We start from the raw sequence: 22,565 nt of genomic DNA, 5'->3' as shown, positions 1-22,565 counted from the left end.
CCTCGGAATGTCTGCCGGGGTTGGTAAGACTTATGCAATGCTGAAGGACGCTCAAGAGGATCTAAAATCCAGGGTCGATATCGTTGCTGGCTACATTGAGCCGCATGGCCGTGAAGAGACGGAAAGCCTTATTAAACCTTTTGAGGTAGTTCCAAGTAAGGAGATTACCTATGAAGGGATAACGCTTCGGGAGTTTGATCTAGAAGCCGCATTAAAACGAGATCCTCATACGATTCTTGTTGATGAGTTAGCACATAGCAATGCTCCAGGGTGTCTTCATAATAAAAGATGGTTAGATATTCAGGCTCTTCTCGATGCAGGAATCAATGTCTATTCGACGCTAAATATTCAGCATTTGGAGAGTGTCTCAGAACTTGTCTCATCTCTTTCAGGAATTACAGTACATGAAACCGTTCCTGATTCGGTGCTACGAGAAGCGGATTCTATTGAAGTTGTAGACATACCTCCCGAAGAATTAATCGAACGGCTCAAATCAGGAAAAATCTATAAAGGTGATAAAGCAGAAACAGCTTTAAGAAATTTTTTCAAAGAGGGTAGTCTTTTAGCACTTCGAGAGATTTTACTGAGAAAGGCAGCAGAAAAAATCGATCGAGATGTAATTAAGTTTAGAGAGTCCCTCGCAGTTAAGGATTCTTGGGCTACATCCGACAGGATGGTTTTGGCGGTTGGCCCTAATCGGTTTGCAAAGAGACTAATTCGAAAAGCATCTAGTATTGCTGCAGCTAGGAAAAGCTCTGTGGCAGTCGTATATGTGCAGACCCCACACTTAGGTAAGTTGTCTGAACAAGATCAGTTATTGATAGAAGATGCACTTATTACTGCTCAGAAAATGGGATTTTTTATTGAAAGGAGATTTGGCACAGACATTGTCTCGGAAATTTTAAAAGTCGCCGTCGCTTTGAATGCTTCACTGGTTGTTGTTGGGAAGCCTATAAAAAATAGAATAAGAGATATCCTCTTCAATTCTCTTGCCGATGATCTCGTGCGAAGAAGCGGCAACATAGATGTGCTTTTAGTCACTGGAGACGAGGAAGATGCCACTCCACGACCGCTTTTCCCAAAAGATAAAAGACCCCGCATTTTCACAACTCTGTATGCATTGGTAGTTGTTGTTCTGTGCACTCTCTTAGGAGCATTGCTTGAGCGTTACGTTGAGATCGCCACTATTTCAATGATCTATATTCTAGGGGCAGTTTTGATTGCAAGACGATCCGGACGGACTGAATCCGTTGCAGCTGCTATTGCTTCAAGCTTATGCTTAAACTTCTTTTTCATTGATCCTAAATATTCTCTCACTGTTCATAATCCGGAGTATGTTATTACGCTTCTTGCCATGGTCTCTGTCAGCCTTTCACTAAGTGGTTTAGTTGCACGAATTAGATCACAGAATCAAATCGTCGAAAGTAGAGAACAACGAACCCTTGCTTTGTATGAGGTCGGAAGAAAGCTGAGCGAAGCAACGACACAAGATGAAATATTAGTTGCAGCACAACAGTCAATACTAAAGCTTGGAAAACTGGATTGCGGATTGCTTATCGTTCAAGACCGAAATCTGAAGACAGGTATAGAGTCAAAAAGTTTATTTGAGATCGAGTCGGAAGAGTTTGCGGTTGCAAAAATTGTAATGGACAAAAAAGTAGCCGCAGGTGTTACGACTGATATTTTACCTGGTGCCGGAGGATTATATTTACCCATCCAAACTGAGCGAGAGCTATTTGGAGTCTGTGCTGTCCAATCAGAAACCGACCATATTGATCCGGAAATCATTCCAACTATCGAACTAATTCTGCAACAAACAGCGCTTTGCCTAGAGCGTTTAATTCTTGAAGCAAGCGCACGTGAGTCTCAAGTTAGAATAGAAACTGCATCAATGCGAACACTTGTCTTAAGCTCCGTTTCTCATGATTTTAGAACTCCATTAACTGTAATTGAGGCTGCCGCTGAGCAAATTGGCATTGCTACCGATCTCAAAGAGGTACAAGAATTTGCTTCTCTCATTCGGGATCATAGTAAAAGGCTTTCAAAACTTGTTGGTAATGCATTATCGTTTGCTAAACTTGAACAAGGGGCCCCGCAATTAAATTTGGAGTGGGAATCTTTGGAGGAACTCATTGGCCAAGCTCTAGAAAAATACCGAAATGAACTTTCGAAACGTACCATTCGAATAGAGTATCCTGAGAATCTCCCGCTTATGCGCGTTGATGCAGTGCTTCTTGATCAGTTGATTTCTAACGTGATTGAAAATTCCATTATTCATGCAAAATTTGCCTCTCTATTACATATCTCAATTTCCTTTGATGCTCAGAATGTTATTATTAATATTGCCGATGACGGTCCCGGCCTTGCGCACACAGCTTCTCCGCATTCTGTGAGGTTAGATACTGAGAAGAATGTAGGTGCAGGGCTAGGAGTCTCTATATGTAAAATGATAGCCAAGCTCCATGGAGGAAAATTCGTGCTAGAATCGAATGATTATGGAGGCGCTACCGCGAAAATTTTCTTGAGTCTTGCTCATGCAGCCAAAAATTAAAATTCTTATTGTAGAGGACGAAGAGTCGATACATAAGCTTATTAAAGCCGCTGTTTCTGCTGATGAGTATCAAATTATAAGTGCATTTGATGGGAAGGAGGGGATACAAGCTGCCGCGTCACATCAGCCCGATTTGGTGATATTGGACTTAGGTCTACCTAATAAAGTAGGTTTTGAAGTGATTAGTTCCATTCGAGGATGGAGTGACAGTCTACCCATACTTATTTTATCAGCGCGAACTGATGAGGAAAGTAAGGTGAAAGCCTTAGATGACGGAGCTAATGATTTTGTGAGCAAGCCATTTTCCGTTGCAGAACTGCTTGCCAGAGTGAGAGCACTCCTCCGTTTTTCAAGACAGAAGGGTTTAGAAAGCAACGAATTAACAGTGGGTCCTTTTCACCTCGATGTTGCGGCGCACATACTAAAAAAAAATGGAACTGAGCTTCACCTTACACCAACCGAATTTAAACTTTTTGCATTATTAGCTAAGAACGCAAATCGAGTGATACTGCACAAACAACTTCTTAAGGATGTATGGGGGCCTGGTTTTGGTACGGACGTACAGTACCTAAGAGTATTTATGAAACAGTTGAGGCAAAAGGTAGAAGATTCGCCTTCTCAGCCATCATACATCATAACTGAACCGGGTGTGGGGTATCGGTTCAAGCTCACTTAATTAATAACTGTCTTTTTTCGGTTCGATCTGTCACTTACAGAAGGCGCGATATTTCTGAATAATTCATACCAGAAATATCGCGCTCTATGTGCATTGTGTCAGCCTCATTGCTAATCAATTAATTTTACATCGGTCGTTCAAGTAGCTGAAGTCTAGACTATCGGATTAGCAAGAACTTAGCAGACAGGATGGCATCGGTGGTATCCTGCCTCTGCCCTAATTCAATGCTGATTGAATTAGGATTAAGATCCAAATCTAGTGCTGAGCTTGAATAAAACACCCAGCCGTTTTTTGTTCTAGACTACTTAAGGCCTCACCTGCCATGACAACCGGAACTCCATTTACAAACACCCACTCAATCCCTGAAGGAAGCCTACAGGAGTCGTCATAGCTTGCATGGTCTTGAATTGCTACAGGGTCAAACAAAACTAAATCTGCAGCTGAGCCCTCTTCAATCACCCCTCGCCCTTTTAACCCAAAACGCCTTGCCGGATATGTGCTAAGTTTTTTAAGCGCCGTTTCCAAATCTAAGACCTTGAGCCTTCGCCGATAATCTCCGAGAATTTTTGCTGAACTGCCGTACATGCGCGGATGAACGTTTGCACCAGGGAAATAAATCCCATCACTGCCAATCATGCTAGTTTTATGCGCGACAAAAGGTGCAACTAAATCATCATTGCCCTTTCTAAATACAAGAAGTACAGAAAAATTTTCTTCGATTAATAATTCAGACAACGCTAATGCCGCAGGTTGATTCGCATGCCGAATATATTCACTGAGATTTATGCCACTAAGTGCCGTATTGGAGCTTGCCCCCCAAGCAATATATGCGGCATCTAAGTTTTCCCGAGCTAAAAGCAAGGAAAATTTCTCCTGGATTGCGGGATCCAATAACTTGCTTTTTGCCGCCAGTGGACCAGCTGACCAAATTTCATATGGCAACAGGTAGTGCAGCATCGTTGAACTTGCCGCGTAGGGATAAACATCAAAGCTAAAATCTACTTCATGCACCGCCACACGATCGATATAATTTAAAACTTTTTCAGTCAACCCTGGGTCAGTGCATTTAAGATGTGAAATATGGACTGGAACATTCGCAGCTCTACCAATTTCCACAGCTTCCATTAAGCCTTCGACTAATCCTAGGGGATAGCGAATATGAGTCACATATAAATACTTTGTTCCCGAAAACGCTCGACATGCATTGATAATTTCTTCAGTGCTGGAAAAACATTCGGCAACGTATTCTAGTCCCGTTGAAAGTCCAACGGCACCATGACTTAAGCCCTCCTGGATTAAAGCTTGCATGTTTTTTGTTGCTTCAAACCCCGGCTTGTCAGGACTCCAACCGTGACAAATTGTTCGCACATTAGCATACGGAACATGCGCAGCAGTATTCATGCAAGTTTTTCGATCAAGTAGCCGCATGTAATCGGCAACCGATTCCCAACCAGTATAATTATCAGAATCTAAACCATTTAGAGATTTAAGATAATAAATCCACTCTTTCCAGGTTTGCCCGTTGACTGGCGCATAGGAAATTCCATCAGCCATTAAAACTTCTGTTGTATATCCCTGCTGAGTTTTTAAGTTAAACGCCGGATTTTTAAGCAACCAACCATCAGTATGCGTATGAACATCAATAAATCCAGGCGCTAAAATTTTCCCCTTCCCTTCGATGACCTTATAATTCGTCAGATCGCTAGGAAGAATAAAACTGACTTTGCCATTGCTAATGGCGATCACTTGATCAACAAATTTTTCGCCAGTAAATATTCGTGCATTTTCAACGATATACATAAAGCTTCAACCATACTTTAAAGCATTTTCGATTCGTGCTACAAGTTTTACTTCACAATTTTTTCCTCGGGCAGTAAGCAATACAATGCAGTCGATTTAGTCCAATCATTGAGTCGATTGCAGTAGTTGATCAAGGTTTTTTTCGATTGCAGCTGATTTCCTCCTCTAAAGCAAAGTCTCTTTAGGCTTAGTTTTGCAGGAGGAAGTAGATGCCATCAAGTCTCAGCAGTAACGTCTCTAAAGCTAACTTATCCAATCCCGATATTCAAGAACTCGTCATCACTATGACCCTGGAGTTGCAGCGAGGAGGAAGAGCTCGCTTGAACTACGGCACAGATGTTTCTGACGAACACGCCGCAAACACCACAAAGCAGCTGATACCACTTCTGCTTGAAAACGGCGGCCACGTCTTCCTCGCTTACCAGGGAGACGCGTGCGTCGGCATCATGATCTGCCTGAACTCGATCTCGTCATACACGCTTCGACTGGTTCTCAACGTGCATGACATGTACGTGCGCGAAGAGAATCGTCAGCAGGGCCATGCCAAAGCCTTGCTAGAAGCTGCACGTAATTGGGCCAAGCTGCAAGGTTACGTCCGCTTGAGCCTAGAAGTCCAGGCTAAGAATACGCGTGCAGTCAAGCTCTATCGGGAGTTTGGGTTTAAGGGAGTGCCTGAGAACAGGATTATGGAGGACCTCGCCAAGACCGAAACCAAGCTCTACCTTGAGCTAGGTCTCGCCAGTTAGGCAGAGTGAGCATCTAAGTTTTCGTGATGCGCTTTAAGGTTCAACCAAAAAGCGTATCACGAAATGTTTTTTCAAACTACTGCAACTTGTCTTACTTGTTCGAGAAAAATCTTAAAACTAAATAACCCCAGATTCCAGACAAGAATGATCCTAACAAAATTCCAAGCTTAGCTTGGTCCATATGTAACTGGTCATTAAAGGCAAGGCTTGCTACGAAAAGTGACATCGTAAATCCAACACCACCCAAGCAAGCAACGCCATAGATATGAATTTTATTTGCTCCACGCGGTAGTTCGACTAGACCTAATTTAAGCGCACCAAGCACTGCAGAAAAAATTCCAATTTGCTTGCCAAAGAAAAGTCCAAGCAGCACTGCAAGCGAAGTTTCTGCTGGAGGAATGACTGAGATCCCGCTCCCCAACGTCACTCCAGCATTCGCAAATGCAAAAACTGGCATAATCCAAAAAGAAACGAGCTTACTAAGCGCATGTTCATATTTATGGATATCAGCAAGCGGGATCATCGCTGCGCATAAAACACCTGCGACAGTTGCATGCACTCCGGACTGAAGCGTAAACCACCATACCACTACGCTCATTAATAAGTAGATCGCCCAGCTTTTAAGCCCTACACGGTTACAGCCAAACAAAATCACTAGCCCTAGCAAGGCTGTGACGCCTGCATTAAAATCTAGGCTCGTTGTATAAAAAAGTGCAATCACGATGACAGCACCGAGATCATCTGCAATCGCAAATGCTGCAAGAAAAATCTTAAGTGTTGCAGGAACGCGATTGCCGAGCAGCGAGTATATACCTAACGAAAATGCAATATCTGTCGCCACCGCCACCCCCCAACCGCGCGTAGCCAGAGGGTCAGAACTAATTGCTAGATAAATTAAGGCCGGTAGGATCATTCCCCCTGCGGCGGCAATCACTGGTAATAATGCCTGTTTACGCGTCGAAAGCTCGCCAACTAAAAATTCGCGTTTAATTTCAAGGCCAACAAGAAAAAAGAAAACTACCATCAGTAGGTCGTTGATCAAGAAATGAATGTCCCACTCGTGTTTTCCTAGTCGACCAATTTTAGTGTGCAAGAACCCGTAGTAGTGCTCCGCAACGGGAGAATTAGCAGCCAAAAAAGCGCATACGCTAGTTACTAGTAGAATTATGCCACTTGCAGATTCGTGTTGAAGAAATTTTTTAAATCCAGGCACCATACAAGGCTGTTATAGCCTCGATGGTAGGACTTAAAAAGAAATTTATTTATGATGAGTAAGCTCTAACCGGGGCACGATGTACCCGAGGACGTCCATCCAAGGTCTCAACTTTTACGTGCGTTTCTCCAAAACAAAGGATTAAACTCAAAGCAATTCCCGCTGCCGAATAAAAGTACCCGCGTAAAGCCCCAAATTCGGTGCCTAAATAGTCTGGAATAAGTGAACTAATCGCAGCAATAATTACAAATAGAATTTGCACACCACCGAGATCTAATAGCAGTTGTTCGTCGAGAATTAGACAGAAAAATCCCAATGTAACAGTAATACCTAAAAGCTGTAGAACAATTCCCGGAACCGGCATCAAGGTTAAAACAAATCCCATGATCACCGCAAAACCCCAGCTGAAAAGAGTTGTCCCGAGCGCAACTTTAATTGCGGCATCGAGGTCAAAGCTTTTACGTGCGCGATCTGTTGAGAAAACACAAAGCGTAAAGACTAGTGTGAAGATTGCAAGTTGCCAAGGATAGGGTGCAATCATTGCTAGCATCTTACTAATAAAATCAGGAGTGCGTGAGTCATTAATCGCCTTCGAAAAAATCACCGGCAAAAAATCACATCCAACCGAAACTAATGCTAAAACTAATAATGCACCAAAGTTCATAGATCCCTTACTCTCAACTATTTAGTCGAGCATCCCCCTTGCAAATCTTCAACAAAGATATTTACTGTAGAGCTAGAAATTTTATCGCCAGGTTTAAACTTCTGATTAACAAAGCCTGCCTCACTAGCAACTGTAAGCGCACAATCCAGGTTAATTTTTTTTGCGGTGTCTTTGATTGCTGCTGTTCCAAGCGAAGCTCGCGCAGTTGACAATTCTTTAGCGCCTGGCTTGGTAGTGTTAGCAACAGTTGTATATGTGTTTGCCGCTACAGGAGTCCCGCGATCGAATGTTAAATGTGAGAAACTGATACGCTTTTCCGATTCAGCAACTGCCGAATTAACGAAACAGACAATGGCAAAAAAACTTAAAATTGATTTTGGAATTAAATTCATAAAAACCCCTCTTCCTAACCGCAACAAACAACCTCTTGCTGTCACTAATCTGGTCTTGCAAAGAAATGCTTCCAAAAAACGCCAATAGAACACTTATTCTGTCGACTTCAATTTATAACTACCTAAAATAATTGATCATTCTTGCGATAACTTTATTTCTCCAGTTAGGTAGTGTATAAATCTCACCCTTTGTTCACAATTTATCTTTGGGTAGAGGCATCAATCGACTGCTTCCTAAGAGGTTCTTCAAAATCTCTGCCAGGGAAAATCACTTTGGGAGCAGCCTGGTAATCAATCAGGTTTTAAGGAAATCAAACTGCTTTCAAATCCAAAATGTCGTAAGGGCCATGAGGGCCTCAAGAAAAAATCATCATGAAACCAAAACTACCTTTCGTGGTGATGATGCTCTTGGGCCTCGTCACCACAGTTTTCGCCGCTGACAGCGGCTCGTCACTGAGCAAGTGGTCGGAAGACCAACTTGCTCATTTCTTCTTGCAGCTCGCGATTATCGTCGGACTTGCTACAATTTTCGGAGAATTAGCAACTCGTCGGAAATTGCCTCCGCTTGTCGGTGAATTAGTTGCAAGCATTTTGATCGGCAAAACTGTGCTTGGCAATTTAAGGCCCGACGAATACGCCCGGTTATTTCCCGAGGGAAACGCTTTGGTCTTAAGTTCGATTGGCAAGATCGCGATCTGCTTCTTGCTATTCGAAGCTGGGCTTGAGCTCCGCATCCCAAGCTGGGAAGACCGGCACAAGTTCAAAATTCCTTTGGCAACCGGAGTTCTCGGGGCGGTCTTCACCGGAGCAATCGCCTTTGGACTTTCCTGGGTATACTTTGCACTCAACCCAGTTGAGACGAAGTCCGGGATCGGGTTGTCTGTCTTTATCTCAATTACCATGGCGATCAGTGCTATGGTCGTGATGAGTAGAATCCTCATCGATCTTGGAATCTTCAAGAGTCGGTTTGGGAGCAACCTGCTGCTTGCCTACGGGCTAAATGAGATCGTGAGTTGGATTGCGCTGTCGGTCTTCTTCGGCGCGTTTTCTACGACTACTCAGAAACCATTCTGGGCATTGATCGTGCTTACGCTGTGCTTGCTTGGTCTCTCGCACCTTTTTGGCTATGCGATTGACGATATCTATGAGATTTCGCGCAATCACTTACGCCGCAGGAATGTGCGGTTGATCGTCACACTTAGCGGAGCCTTTCTCTGGGCTTGGGTCGCTTATGCCATCGGTCTAAGTATTCTTTTCGGTTTCTTTGTCGCGGGATTTCTCTTCTCCAAATCAAAGAATCTGACTGAGTCTACAAAGAACGGGATGTTTCGTTGGTGGAAGCATGTGGGGCTGAGCGTCTTTTTCATGACCTTAGGTATCCGCACTGACTTCTTGAACCACTTCAACTTCTCGCTCTGCCTGTTCCTCGTGACGTTGTCAGTTGCTTCCAAGGGTGCAGGCACTTGGCTCAGTGCTTGGGTTGTTAAGGCAACTAAGCGTGAGCAACAGAACTTTACGGCAGGCTTCCTACCAGGTGGCGTAACGCGCTTACTTGTAGCTGAGATTGCTCTCGGCATTGGGATCTTCTCTCAAGAGGTCTTTGTTGCCGTCGTGATTTCGGTGCTCGTAACTTCGATGATCTCCGGAACTGTGCTCGAGCAGACTCTCGACATCGAACCAGCCGACCTCGACCGTGGACCTGTCCACTATCAAGCATTTTTCCTGCCGCAAACTTCTTCGTGGAAGAGCGGCTTGGAGCAAATGTGGAAGATTGTCAGCGAGAACGTTCTTCCTAAGGGAGTTAAGTTCTCAAAGGAAGACTTTTTGGTGGCAATTGAGAAATCCGAGGAAGATACCCCCTCTGCAACCGAAGAGAATGTCGCCATGCCCGTTGCGATTGTGCCTGGGCTGGAAAAGCCCATCTTAGTGCTCTTTCCAGTTGCCGAGGGCTTGCGTTGGGGGCCTGGCAAGTATGGCCCATTTATGAACTTGATCGTGCTACTTCTCTGTCCGAGTGGACAAGAGGACACGATTGAGAGCATCAATCGGGCGGTCTTTATCCGGGTGAACAGACCAATTCGGCGCTGGGGCTATTGGGGCAAAAACCGCTTCTACGACAAGCTTAGGGAGTTCGAAGCGAACAGGTTGCAAAATGGCCGCAATTGGCTTCATGCTGCCGTGTTTAAGAATACGGAGCGACTGATCTTAGGCAAAGACAAACCTAAACGCGGGTGGACCGAAGCTTGGGAGTTACTCTGGAAACTTGGACTAGTTCTCTGGAAACCAGTGAAACACATCAAGAATGGGTGGGGTCAACAATGATTGCCGTATCTTTTCTTGGTGCATTTTGGCGGCTGGGGTTTTACTAATTGGATTTACACTCCAAGAAGGTTAATAAGATTACCAGCTGCCCATTTTCTATCTTCGCTGAGACAACTAAAACTCTCCAATAATCGACAGTATTTGTGGCAATCTCTTTGCATCTCGTGTCATTGCGAGCTTGCTGTGAGCGAGTCAAATAGCTGACTTTGTTCCTCGCAACGACAGAACCCGCATGTCGCTTAGATGCAATTTGGCGGATCGCTTCCTGAAGATCTTAAAGTAAGAGGGTAGTTTTATTTATCCTTCAATGCGAATGAGAAAAAATTCGGGTGTTGGAGGCATCTCTACCGCCAACACCCGAGGAATTTATCTAGCGGTCAAACTTAAGCACGAAAGTTTAGCCATTGCTTGCTGAACTTGATCGTATGACCGATGCAAGTTCGAATTCCGGCCCTGACCGAGAGCGATGATTTGGCGCATCATTTCTCTTGCGATCGCGTCAAGCTTCTCCCAGTATTCTTTCGCTGCAGCTTCGTCGAGCGAGTCCCTGCCTTGCAGTTCATGTTGAACTTCTTGCAAGGCAGTCTGGAACCTCAGAATGGCAGACGGTTTTTTTTCCCCGATACTTGAGGTAAAGCTGATGATGTCAGCGAGATGATTCAAAGCTTTGCCAAGACACATCCCTGTTTGCTTGATAAGTGACTTATCCATAATGATCTTCCTTCTTCCCCGTGGGAATTCTCAAATTAAATAACTTGAGAATTCCCACGGGAATAAGAAATAGAAGGTCAAAAAAACCTTGAACTACCCTTCTCACTCGTGTTCAAACTAAAAACACGTAGTGAGAAACAATAACAATTCTACCCAAATAAATTTCGTGCACAGTATAATGGAACTGCACTGCTCTAGATAGAGCGCTAACCAAAAACTAACTTTGGAATTAAAGAGAATAAATTAAATGGTTTGTGAATATTCTTGATTAGCCAGTAACTTGCCATTGGCTGCAACCACCGCACGATGCGCATTGATTAAAAGCTGCCGTTGAGGTTCTGTAGAGTTTTCAATGTGGAGTAATAACTCCGTGGCAATCGCATCAAGCTGCACCCAGAGATGATAACTACTTAACGGGCGTTCAAGTCGCGCTAGAGTAGAGCGAATACGAACTGCTTCGATGCGGATTTGACCGATTGGACAGAATTGCCCGGACTGTGCTGCTACACTGGCACTTAACTCTAAAACCTCGCCCAGTGAATTTACCGCACTTTGCAGATGTAGTAGTGCTTGTTGCAGTAGTGTTTGATCCATCAAGATAAAATTCCCTTCCTAGAAGCAATCGTTTGATACCACATAGTCAAAACCAGCTGCCAGATCGCTAACTAAAAACTAATGTTAAAAATTTAATATAAAAAGCGAGGTTGCAAATACGAGCTAACCAAAAGTTCTTGCACAAAATATATTTGGCAAAAAACTCTCGGACAGAACCTTTTTTACAACCACGCGTCGCTCTTGAACTACCGAGCTTAAGCAGCTAGCGCAAACCAGAAGCGGACAGCCATCTCGGCACCTTTCCAGATTTGGCTGAGTGGATGCCGTTCATTTGGCTCATGCAACCTTCCGCCAGGATAGCCAAGACCGGCAAGAATCACAGGCACTCCCAGATGTCGGCTGAAAAGCTCTGCCGCCGGGATACTTGCGCCGTTTAGTTTGAACTCAACCGGATTTCCAAATGTAGCCTGCATGGCCTGATTCATCAGCTGGAACGCAGGATCAGTTGGATTCATGTAGAACGCCGGAAAACACCTCTCCTCCTCAATTTCGAGTTTAAGACTTGGAGGGCATTCATCCCTTAATTTCTCTACGATGAACTTTAAGGTCTCCTGCGGATCCATCCCCCAACCAAGCCGGACAGAGAGTCGAGCAAATGCCCAAGGGGGAATCGCATTCAATGATGCCGTTTGGTCATGACCGCTGTGAAGCCCGGTAACCGAAAAGCTGGGCTTTAGCCAAAGTGCATTTTTAAGAGTCTCTCCACGCTTATCCAACGCTGAAACTTTTGCCCTGAGGCAAAGCGCTGCTTCATCTAAGCCACACGTCTTGGCTAAGTTAAGTAGCCAGTCAGGAACTTGCTCCTGAACCAGTCGAACAAAGCAATCGGAATCCGCAAATAATCCGATTTGGCTTCCCAGCCACACAGCCGGATCCGTTACAGCGCCGCCAAACGAACCGCTATGAACGCCGTTCTCCGGACCGTGCACCGTTACCTTCACCGCAACATGTCCTCGAAGTCCGACATCAATCGCCGGCAGATCGACCCCTGCCATTGACGTATCGGAAATGACAACCACGTCACCGTGGACAAGATCACGGTTAGCTTGATCTTCAAGCCAGGCGATTAGTCCTGGGCTTCCGATTTCTTCTTGGCCTTCAAGAATGAAAACCAAGTTAACAGGAAGTGGATCGCCAGATTCACGAAACGCCCGAAGCGCCTCAAGATGTGACCAGAATTGCCCCTTGTTGTCCGTAGTGCCGCGGCCGAAAATGTATTCGATGCCATCTTCCACCCGGACTTCAGGTTCGAAGGGAGGAGACTGCCAGGTACTTGGATCGCCAGTTGGCTGAACATCATAGTGTCCATAGATCACTACAGTTTTGGCGTTCGTGCCAGCGCTTCGATCGGAGGCAACGATCAATGGGAAGGAACCTTCGCCTTGACTGTTTTGCATATCAAAACTTTGCACTTTTAGCCCGAGTTTCGTGCAGTATTCGACTAAGTCAGCATGGGCATTAAGCAACCGTTCCTGAAACTTCAAATCTGGGCTAATTGACGAAATTCTGAGGATCGCACGTAGCCTCTCAAGCCCTTGTTGCTGAAAGAGTTTTTCTGCAAGTGTTTCAATTATTCTATTCATAGTTTTACGTCCTTTGCGCAGATTGCGCTCGAAACTTCTTGACTCTGACTCCAAAACTCTTAGGAGCTGAGATCAATGCTAAAAAGTTCCGAGCGAACTAACTGCCTAAGGAACAAAACCTAAAATCGTATTCGCACCTCAAGTGATTTCCAAGAAAATCAATTGAGGCGGAAACAAAAAAACTACCCAAAAATATGATGTGAACTCACTTACTGAAGGTTTTGCCTAGCTGCTCGGTCTGGACCACTCGTTTAATGCGCGCAGGCTAGCAATAATAAGTGAACAAATAGGCGGCGTTTATATAATATTTCGAGTTAAAACGCCACAACCACAGCAACTTGAATCAGTCCTACTAAAAAGCCTAAAACTCCGCCCCAATACTCAATTGCCTTAAGCTCTTTAGCAGCAATCCGCTGAATAATGTCCTCCAGTTTAATGATCTCAAATTTTTTAATTTTTTCTTCAACAATGGTCTTAAAATCCAGGTGATTTTCTAAATGAATCGTTAACTCTTCAAGCATTTCAGGAATTGCTTCCTCGATATGCTTGGCAAGCTCTGCCTTAATTGATTCCAAAAATCCTGACCCCAGAAACATTCCTACCATCGGCAGACTCGAAATTTTTTCGGCAGCAAATTGGTCTAAACGTAGCATCACAGTGCGTAAAATTTGGTCATGCGCGCGTTTAGAATTTAAAACACTTTTGAGATCCTCATGTGAAACTAGCTCTTTGGCAACAACTTCTCCGATGCTTGCCGCCAAGGCATCCTGACGTTTTGGGACTAATCCATGGAAAGTCATTCCCAAAAACCGCACCGGTTGGTGTGGTCGAAAAATCATCTTCACCGCAAGATAATTCGTACCCCAACCAATTAACGCTGAGATTAGTGGGATTGAAATGATTTTTATTAATTCCATTTGTTCCATAAAAATCGCTCACTCTTAGGCTTGAACTTAGGCTCAACCTTTAACTTATTCTTAATCCAATAAAGGCTAAGGAAAAGGGGAAGACTAAGTTCAAGCCTAGGTTTGATCTAGGTGTAAGTGCTGTCTATTCACCCCAGCAAGACCTTAATCTGAACTTCAGCGCCTCGACACTCCGCAAAAGAAACAAAAGCCCCGCGCACTTTTTCTCCATTAATTGAGATTTCCTTAACTCCTCTTTCTCTGCGACTTGGATTTTCAAGACTGATCTTAAAAACTTGCCCCTGACGTTTCCAATTTACAGAGAACTGTGCCCAATCTTCAGGAATCACAGGGTCAAGCGTAAAACCATCTGCTTTGACTTTTAATCCAACGATCCACTCCAGACCAACTTGATAGAGCCAGCTTGCTGAACCAGAATACCAACTCCATCCGCCACGTCCCTCTAGTCCTGGAGCAGAATAAACATCGCCGCATAAAACATAGGGTTCAGTCTGATAACAGCCAATCAGCTTGTGGCTAGTTGCATGCGTGATTGGATTAAGCATTGAAAAAAGCTCGTGCGCTTCGTTGCCCTTACCTTGCATGGCGCGCGCCATGACGAGCCAACACGCGGCATGCGTATATTGTCCGCCGTTCTCGCGAATCCCTGCCGGATAACCCTTGATGTACCCTGGTTGTAGTCTACCGTTATCAAACGCAGGGTCTAAGACTTTAATAATACGATGCTCGCGATCGACCAAGCGCTCGACCGCTTGATTGAGCGCTTGCTCTGCTCGCCCTGAATCTGCCAATTCAGAAATCACAGCCCAGCTTTGACTGAGTGAGTCAATTTGGCATTCATCGTTTTCAGTGCTGCCTAGCGGAGTGCCGTCATCAAAATAAGCGCGTCTGTACCACTTCCCGTCCCAAGCATGCGTTTCAATGGCATGACGCAAATCTTGTGAACCCGTCACTAAAAATTGTGCAAAAGTATCATCACCAAAGGCCTTAGCTACATTCACAAAACGCTTGGCCGTATCAGCTAAAAACCAGCCAAGCCAAATACTTTCTCCGTGCCCGCCTTTTCCAACTTCATTCATGCCATCATTCCAGTCGCCAATACCCATGAGTGGAAGCCCGCGGATGCTTCGCAATTTAAAGCCTCGCTCGAGTGCGAGTTTGCAGTGTAAGTAAACTGAAGCTTTCTGGGCGATAGTTTGTGGCATTAAATACTGCTCGTGCTCATGATCGCTTAGAATCGGCGCATGAATAAACCCAACTTCTTCATGCAATAAATCCTGATCTCCTGTGGCCTCTAGATATCTGGCAACTACATAAGGTAGCCACAGATAATCGTCCGAAATTTTTGTCCGCACCCCACGCCCGCTTGGTGGATGCCACCAATGTTGCACATCCCCTTCCGGAAATTGGCGGCTAGCATGTAAAAGAATTTGGTTTCGAACAATTTCCGGGTGAGTAATTAAAAACGAGAGCACATCTTGTAATTGGTCTCGAAACCCAAATGCCCCGCCACTTTGATAGTAGCCGGTGCGCCCATAGAGTCGGCTGGCTAGCACCTGATATTTTAACCAACCATTCATGATCAAATCAAAAGCTGGGTCTGGTGTTTGCACCTCGATGTCACTTACTAGATTACTCCAATGCGTGGTTATCGCCTGCGACTCGTTTACTATTGATTCAGCAGGTAATTGCGTATCGCGGCTAGCTTCAAGCAATTGGATTGATTGAGTCTCACCAAGATAGAAATAAAGACGCTTACTGGAGTTTCCATTGATTGCGATTTTAACTTGCAGACAAAGACAAGGATCTTGACTCAATCCAATTGCGCCACTTAAGTTTTCCTCTGACTGGAGCATTAGTGGGGATGCGGTATCACGGTTTTTACCGATAACCTCCGTCTTATCACTAGAGTAACTGAGCACTTTCTCACTTGAACCAATAAAAATAATCCTGCCTTGAAATTCCTGATTGTAGGGATTCTCTGCATGTAGCACCTGGGCAGTCGGGTTAAAGCCTGTGCGGATAAAGCGCGAATTATCCTGACGAAAAACTCCGATCAGCGGGTCAACATAAAAATAGACTACAAGCTCTTCGGCTGTTTTCGCTGTATTTTCGATTTCCAATTCAAAATATTTAATTGCCGCCGTTTGCGCCACAAATTGCGTGAGTTTCGTTTGCAGATCGCCGTGCTTAGATGCGTAGCTTGACCTGCCAAAACTGTGAGTAACCTGGTAACTCGCCGAACTTTGTAGTGGCCGAGCTGTCGGGCAAAAAACCTTGCCTGATTTCTGACGCAAGTAAATCACTTCAGCGATTGGATCGATCACCGGGTCATTACTCCACGGGGTAAGTCGATTTTCGCGGCTATTCTCTGACCAAGTGTAGCCAGCCCCGACTTCAGTCACAAGCGTGCCAAAGTGTTGGTTGGCAATGACATTGGTCCAAGGTAACGGGGGTAGTAGACGGGGCGTGACTTCAAAACTAAATTCACTTCCCCCAGCACTGTCTGAACTGAAATTAAATGCGGCGGTATGATCCCGTGCTGGAGCTGGGGCATTTAATAATCTTGCATCTTGCTCCTCAAGCTCATCAAATTTCAACTGCTGTGATAAATTTCCTCGGCTACCGACTAAGACAACTCGCGAAACGCTCAGTAGTAAGTCACGCTCGACGTCAGATAACTGTAAGACATTTCGCACAAAAACTCCGCCCTTACGCTCAAGCAGTGGTCCGGAAAGACTCGAGCGCACATGCATTTCGATTTGTTCTTGCAGCAATTGCAAATACCCACCGGGGTATTCATTGAAAAATATTAATTCAAAAATGCAACCCTTACTTCGCAAGTAATAATGCGCAAGTAACAATTCTTGAACCAGTGCAAACTGATTTTCTTCAGTAATTCGCGCAAGCACAATCGGCAAATCGCCGGAAATTCCAAAGCGCCACAGACCAGGTTGCCCAAGACGATTACGTAAGAGTATTTCTTGGTTGGCGCGCAACTTTGGAACGTTAAACAGAACTGCACTGGCAAGTTTCTGAAAGGTATGAGTTTGCTTGGCCGTGAAGCGTTCACTTCTCAGCTCAACGCTACTTTGACTCCAAGCCATTTCAAAGGCACGCGAAACGTGAAAGACATCACGGAAGCGATTAGCGATGTCAAGTAGATCTTCACGGGAATTTCCAAACGCAGAAATAAAAGAAACGGATTCCGTTTCGCCGGGCTGAAGCTCGACCCGAACACGTAAGGCAAAAATTGGGTCGAGCACAGTTCCAGAATTTCCCGCTAATTGCTCTCCTGGTTCGCAAGCCAGCGGCCTACGCAGTGACCCGCCACGGCCAATGAATCTACTGCGTGATGATTCATATTGAGTGCGCGCCCAAACGCGTTTCATTGTGACCAGATGCAAGAGATATTGCTCAGGGTCGTGCTCGGAGCGCTTGCGACGCTTAAATAGTAGCGCGTCGTGGTCTTCTAAGTATTCAGATTCGACAAAAAGTTTAGAAAATGCCGGATGTGACAGATCTGCCTTGGCAGTTGCCAACACAACTTCGCCATAGCTTGTTACATCAAGAATTTTCGTCGTCTTCCCTAAATTAGCCAGAGTGATTTTCCGGATTTCAAGATCATCCTCAGGGGAAACAATAATTTCGGTGTGTGTATAAATGCCTTGGTCCTCGCGCTTAATCTCAACTTTGTCTGGACCAAACACCGCTTCATAGCGCTCAGACTGAACGCAGGTTGGTTGATAGCCAACTGACCAGGTTTTTTCCGCTGCTACATCTTGAATATAAATGTAAAAACCTTGGCGATTCTCAACTAAGTCCTCGCGCCAACGAGTCAAGATTAATTCCTTATCAAAAGAACTAAAGCCACTGCCGACATTGTCAACCATCAGCGCATAGCGTCCGTTAGAGAGAAAATGTGTATGCGGGATATAGCTATGAGGAGTTGTAACTGTCTGGATTACCGTTTCGCCCAGATCTCCATGCTTCTCATCAAGTGGAGACTTGATTGTTGCAGCAGAACCAATCGTTGGAAGCCGCTCCGGGAAACGCTCCTGCAGCAGCAAATCGAAAGCACGCATCCGCGGGTCAGCATGGAAACGTTTCTGGAAAATATTTTCCTTAAGTAGGTTCGCCAATGCAACCATACTCATTCCCTGATGATGGGCAAAATGAGCCTTAACGGCGTGAGATTTTTCATGCGGGGCTAAGCGGCTTGGCGTATAATCAAGCGCTTCATAAAAGCCAAATTTACCGCGCGCACCTGCTTGTTCTAAGGCACGCAGGTTTGAAAGCGCATGCTTTGGACTGACCAGTAGCGCTAGCACTGTTGAATACGGAGAAATTACTAAATCATTTTCTAATCCCCGCTTCAGACCTAAGCCTGGAACACCAAACGCGCGGTACTGGTAGGTTTTTTCAAAATCAACTCCACTATATGCTGATTCTGAAATACCCCAAGGCAAATTAAAACGCGAAGCATACTCACGCTGTGCATCAACAACTACTCGATAGCTTTCCGTTAATAAGGTCTCTGGAAATGACTTCATCACTAGTAGTGGCATTAAGTATTCAAACATCGTGCCGCTCCAAGAGAGTAATGTTTTCCCTGCTGGTGTCTCGGTGAGTCCTCTCCCTAAGGCAAACCAATGCTTCTCTGAAACTTGCCCACTGGCAACTGCAATATAGCTTGCTAGCCGTGCCTCTGAAGCAAGTAAATCATAATAACTTTGGTCGCGGCGCGCCGATTCAACGTTATAGCCGATCACAAAAAGATTTCGCTCGCGGTCGAATAAGAAAGTGAAGTCAATATTATCAACAAAACACTCGATGCGCTGCTGCAACTTCGCAGTGCGCTCAAGAAATGCTGCTGGATTAGTTGCAGCAATTTGCCCAAGTGCAACATGCAGTGTGCGTAAATGTCCGACAAAATTGCCGCTATCTACAGTTGAAATATATTTGGGATGCAATGACTCAAGCGTTGTCGTTGCATACCAATTCAATAAGTGGCCATTATGTTTCTCGAGCTTGTCGATACTGGAAAAAATTGCCTCGACCAGATCTAAGGCCTGCTCGTCGGGAATGAGCTCCAGATCGCGCGCAGCAATCACTGTCAACAGTGAAAGACTAATATTAGTTGGTGAGGTGCGATTAGCAATTGCAATTTGTGGCTCTAATTGAATATTGTCCGGAATCAAATAATTATGTTCGGGAGTTAAATATTGCAGAAAATACTGCCAAGTATCGGCTGCAAGTTGCCCTAAATACTCGATGGCCTTCTGATCTAATTCAGGTTTATTGTCCTCGATTGGTTTACTAATTAGTGCGGCAATCCAGGGTGAACTAAGCCAAAGTAAAAGAAACGGCAGCGTTTGAGCTGTTTCAATAAAACGAAAGTAAACCCCTAAACCTGCAGTCAACGCCGTGACTAGCAAAGCATACTTCATTTCGGCCAGGAAACTTTTGACATTCGAACTCATGCGCTTCTCAGCGCTATAAGCTGTCTCCCACTCCAATAAATGTTTTTTCGAAATGTAGACACGCCACAGGGTAATCAGTGCGGCGTGCAGCATTAAATAGGCTTGATACGGAAGAAAGCAAAATGAAAAGCCAGCTTGCTTAAGTGATCGAAAAATCCCCTTTCCAATTCCAAAGACATGGCTCTCTACCGATAACCCTCGAGGCGGCATGACTAGGCCTTGAGCTAGATTCGTATAAACAGGAAAAGCAATCACGAGAAAAGTGAAAAGCAACCAATGTAGGGGCTCACCCGGTAAATATAGTAGCCCAGCGATGCATAATAAAAAGAGCGATGGCGCAACTAGACTGCGGCGGAGATTATCTAGGATTTTCCAACGCGACAGATCGTTGAGCACGGTTACTTGGCTGGTAGATTTGTCACCTTCACTTCTTACCGGCACCTTAGAAAAAAGCCATGGCAAAAGCTGCCAATCACCTCGCACCCAGCGATGTTGCCGCCGCGCATAGACGTGATACTTGCTAGGGAAATCGTCAAATAACTCGATATCGCTAACTAGTCCTGTACGCGCAAAGTTCCCCTCAAACAGATCATGGCTAAGCAAGGCATTCTCAGGAACTCTTCCGGCAAGCGCAGTTTCAAATGCATGCACATCATAAATCCCCTTGCCAACGTAATTAGCCTCTCCGAAAAAATCTTGATAGACATCTGAAACTGATTGAGTGTACGGGTCAAGACCGGCATGTCCACAAAATATTCGTGAAAATAAAGTTGCGTGTGCACTTAAAAGTGAAACGCTTACCCGTGGTTGCAAAATACCATAACCAGAAACAACGGTTTTCTTTTCAGGATCAATTACTGCGCGGTTCAGCGGATGGGCAATTGTCGCAATGAGCTTTTCAGCGCTGCCCTTCGGCAATTGCGTATCATTGTCTAGAGTAATTACAAACGGCAAATCCCGAATCATCGCCTGCACAGGCTGAGGGTTAATGAAACTAGTCTCACTTGCTCCGAGAATCAGCGCGTTAAACTCCTCAAGCTTGCCACGCTTACGCTCCCAAGCCATGAATTTACCTTCTGCCGGGTTCCAAATTCGTCGCCGGAAAAGCACAAAAAAGCACTTCCTCCCCACACGTGCGTTGAGAGACTCAATCAGCTCATTGGCGAAATGAATGATTGCCTGATCACTCTCGACAGTTTCCGTCTGCGCATCGGGCAAATCCGCCAATACGCCATAAATCAAGTTCTTATCGTCATTCGCGAGGTAACGAATATATAGTCCGTCAATTGTTTTTTGCGTTGCATCACGACTAGAAAAAATCGAATGCGCGATCACAACTGTGCGACAGTTGTCAGGGATTCCACGGTCAAATTCCAGCCGTGGTAGTAGTCTTGGGGAACTAAATTTTGTTACCACCCATTGAACAATATTGTTCGCTAAATCGCTGGCAGGAATAACATAGAGTAGTCCCGTGACAACTGCCGCAATCAGTGTTGCCCCCTGAGTTACTGAATAGGAGACTGCTTCAAATAAAATTAAAATCGTTAATAAAATGATGCCATTAAAGTAGAAGAAAAATGGCTGCTTACTAATCCATTGGCCAATTTTTTCTTTAAAAACAGGTTGATAATTACAAGCTTGTTCAAGTTGAGAAACGCCGGGATCAAGAAAATAATAAATCACAGACGCTTGAGCGCTGTGCTTATCGGAACTAGCACCGTGCTCAGCTAAGGCAAGTGCTTTGGCGGCAATTTGTCGTTCGTTTAATTCAGACCGCTTAGCGATGCGTTCAATATGCTTGCGACAACGGTCACGGGTATTAAAATCAGACTTTCCATAGAGTCGCGTTGGGTCAAGACTAAGTTCGAGATCCACCTTAGAAATAGATTCAAACCATTCCTTCCAATCCACATAACTTAAGGTTTTGAGCGATGTAATTGTATTTGCAATCGATACTTGGTCTGCAGCTAGGGAAAACTGTTCAAGCCTTAACACTTCCTCGGGGTCTGTGCCGTCCTCGCGGAGCTTGGCTTCAAGCCACTGTACGGTCAGTGAAGCCTGTGGGCCACGGTCACGTAAACGCCGTATTAGGCCTGCTGCACCGTGGCTCAAAAACCACGGTTCCTCAGACACCCGTGCGGCTAAGAGTCTTAGTATCTCTGTCCCCTGGCGCTCTTCATCCCCCACGATTTCATCTACAACAAGCTGCGCGCGATTCTTCTCCTCCATTTCTTGAATCATGCGTTCAGTCAATTCATTTAAACTCTCAAGCAAGGCAAAGCGTAAACAAATGGGCACTGCCCAAACTTCACCGATCGTAAGTTCAATCTCGGTCTGATACCCATCGACAAATGACGAGAGCATCCCTAGGTCGAGTACCGAGTCAGTCAAAACCATGAGTTCTAATGTCGCTGGATAAACACGAGGATAGCCAGAATAGTCCCCAGACTTTAGTTTGGGCAGGGTGCGATCGTAGCTTTTCGGAAAATGCTTGCGGATATCAAGGATGTGCTTTTCAACGACATGATAGTTATCTAAAAACCACTCAACGCCAGGAGTCAGGCTTTCGCTAAGTTTAAGCGCTTGCAGCAAACGTTGGTAGGATGCTTCGAGGTCTCCACAAATATCCTCTAAGTGGCGAAAAAGTTTCTGGCCGACTGCTTTAACAGTAGCGTGCTTGTGTGATTCAGCTAGTTTCTGGCCCTGAATCCTCAACCCTTCACGAGTAAAAGTTTGAGTTTTACCTGTGCGACGACCAAAACGACGGGGAGTGCGGGTTAGAGATTTCATCAATTACTATTCTATCGAGTTTGAAAGGTTAAGTTTTACCGGAACTCGTAGCATTTTCTCAAGAATTGTGTTTTCTGCAACGTAATTCTGGAG

Annotated in this window: 13 protein-coding genes; 4 read left to right on the top strand and 9 right to left on the bottom strand. The window is 45.0% G+C overall.

Features of this window, described 5'->3' with window-relative positions; translation table 11 throughout:
* The first annotated feature begins 7 nt into the window (after positions 1 to 7).
* Together JNK13_00765 and JNK13_00760 are read left to right on the top strand one after the other, a co-directional pair.
* On the top strand, positions 8 to 2,551 hold the full coding sequence (locus tag JNK13_00765; GenBank protein MBL7661260.1) for a sensor histidine kinase KdpD: 2,544 nt from the start codon (positions 8 to 10) through the stop codon (positions 2,549 to 2,551).
* The gene (locus JNK13_00760; protein ID MBL7661259.1) at positions 2,535 to 3,227 is read left to right on the top strand and encodes a response regulator transcription factor; all 693 of its coding nucleotides are present in this window, start codon (positions 2,535 to 2,537) and stop codon (positions 3,225 to 3,227) included. The genes JNK13_00765 and JNK13_00760 overlap by 17 nt, the downstream gene beginning before the upstream one ends.
* A gap of 255 nt (positions 3,228 to 3,482) precedes the next feature.
* Here JNK13_00760 and JNK13_00755 read toward each other — a convergent pair whose 3' ends face one another.
* Positions 3,483 to 5,027: an amidohydrolase family protein gene (locus JNK13_00755; GenBank protein ID MBL7661258.1), complete on the bottom strand. Its 1,545-nt coding sequence runs from the start codon at positions 5,025 to 5,027 to the stop codon at positions 3,483 to 3,485.
* 209 nt (positions 5,028 to 5,236) lie between these two features.
* Here JNK13_00755 and JNK13_00750 point away from each other — a divergent pair, with 209 nt between their 5' ends.
* Complete coding sequence (locus tag JNK13_00750) at positions 5,237 to 5,773, top strand: GNAT family N-acetyltransferase (GenBank protein MBL7661257.1); 537 nt, start codon at positions 5,237 to 5,239, stop codon at positions 5,771 to 5,773.
* Positions 5,774 to 5,864: 91 nt separating this feature from the next.
* Here the strand turns inward: JNK13_00750 and nhaA are convergent, their stop codons facing one another.
* From nhaA to JNK13_00735, 3 genes are read right to left on the bottom strand one after another with little or no spacing between them, the layout of a single operon-like run.
* Positions 5,865 to 6,989, bottom strand: a complete 1,125-nt coding sequence (gene nhaA / locus JNK13_00745) for a Na+/H+ antiporter NhaA (protein ID MBL7661256.1) — start codon at positions 6,987 to 6,989, stop codon at positions 5,865 to 5,867.
* 46 nt (positions 6,990 to 7,035) lie between these two features.
* Positions 7,036 to 7,650, bottom strand: coding sequence for a hypothetical protein (locus JNK13_00740; protein MBL7661255.1), 615 nt, complete (start codon positions 7,648 to 7,650; stop codon positions 7,036 to 7,038).
* Positions 7,651 to 7,667: 17 nt separating this feature from the next.
* Positions 7,668 to 8,042: a hypothetical protein gene (locus tag JNK13_00735; GenBank protein ID MBL7661254.1), complete on the bottom strand. Its 375-nt coding sequence runs from the start codon at positions 8,040 to 8,042 to the stop codon at positions 7,668 to 7,670.
* A 372-nt stretch (positions 8,043 to 8,414) separates the two neighbouring features.
* On the opposite strand from JNK13_00735, the gene JNK13_00730 reads away from it, so the two are divergent.
* Entirely contained in the window at positions 8,415 to 10,364 is a 1,950-nt protein-coding gene (locus JNK13_00730; protein MBL7661253.1) for a cation:proton antiporter, read from the top strand.
* 366 nt (positions 10,365 to 10,730) lie between these two features.
* Here the strand turns inward: JNK13_00730 and JNK13_00725 are convergent, their stop codons facing one another.
* The 5 genes from JNK13_00725 to JNK13_00705 all read right to left on the bottom strand — a co-directional run bounded on the left by JNK13_00725 (position 10,731) and on the right by JNK13_00705 (position 22,472).
* Positions 10,731 to 11,075: a hypothetical protein gene (locus JNK13_00725; GenBank protein MBL7661252.1), complete on the bottom strand. Its 345-nt coding sequence runs from the start codon at positions 11,073 to 11,075 to the stop codon at positions 10,731 to 10,733.
* 243 nt (positions 11,076 to 11,318) lie between these two features.
* Positions 11,319 to 11,669: a hypothetical protein gene (locus tag JNK13_00720; protein MBL7661251.1), complete on the bottom strand. Its 351-nt coding sequence runs from the start codon at positions 11,667 to 11,669 to the stop codon at positions 11,319 to 11,321.
* A gap of 215 nt (positions 11,670 to 11,884) precedes the next feature.
* Positions 11,885 to 13,273, bottom strand: coding sequence for a M20/M25/M40 family metallo-hydrolase (locus tag JNK13_00715; GenBank protein MBL7661250.1), 1,389 nt, complete (start codon positions 13,271 to 13,273; stop codon positions 11,885 to 11,887).
* Positions 13,274 to 13,587: 314 nt separating this feature from the next.
* Entirely contained in the window at positions 13,588 to 14,199 is a 612-nt protein-coding gene (locus tag JNK13_00710; protein MBL7661249.1) for a DUF445 family protein, read from the bottom strand.
* Positions 14,200 to 14,327: 128 nt separating this feature from the next.
* The gene (locus JNK13_00705; protein ID MBL7661248.1) at positions 14,328 to 22,472 is read right to left on the bottom strand and encodes a carbohydrate-binding protein; all 8,145 of its coding nucleotides are present in this window, start codon (positions 22,470 to 22,472) and stop codon (positions 14,328 to 14,330) included.
* Positions 22,473 to 22,565 lie beyond the last annotated feature (93 nt).

This window comes from bacterium (genome assembly GCA_016786595.1).
Taxonomy (GTDB): Bacteria; Bdellovibrionota_C; UBA2361; order SZUA-149; family JAEUWB01; genus JAEUWB01.
This window is presented reverse-complemented; position numbering and strand designations above follow the sequence as displayed.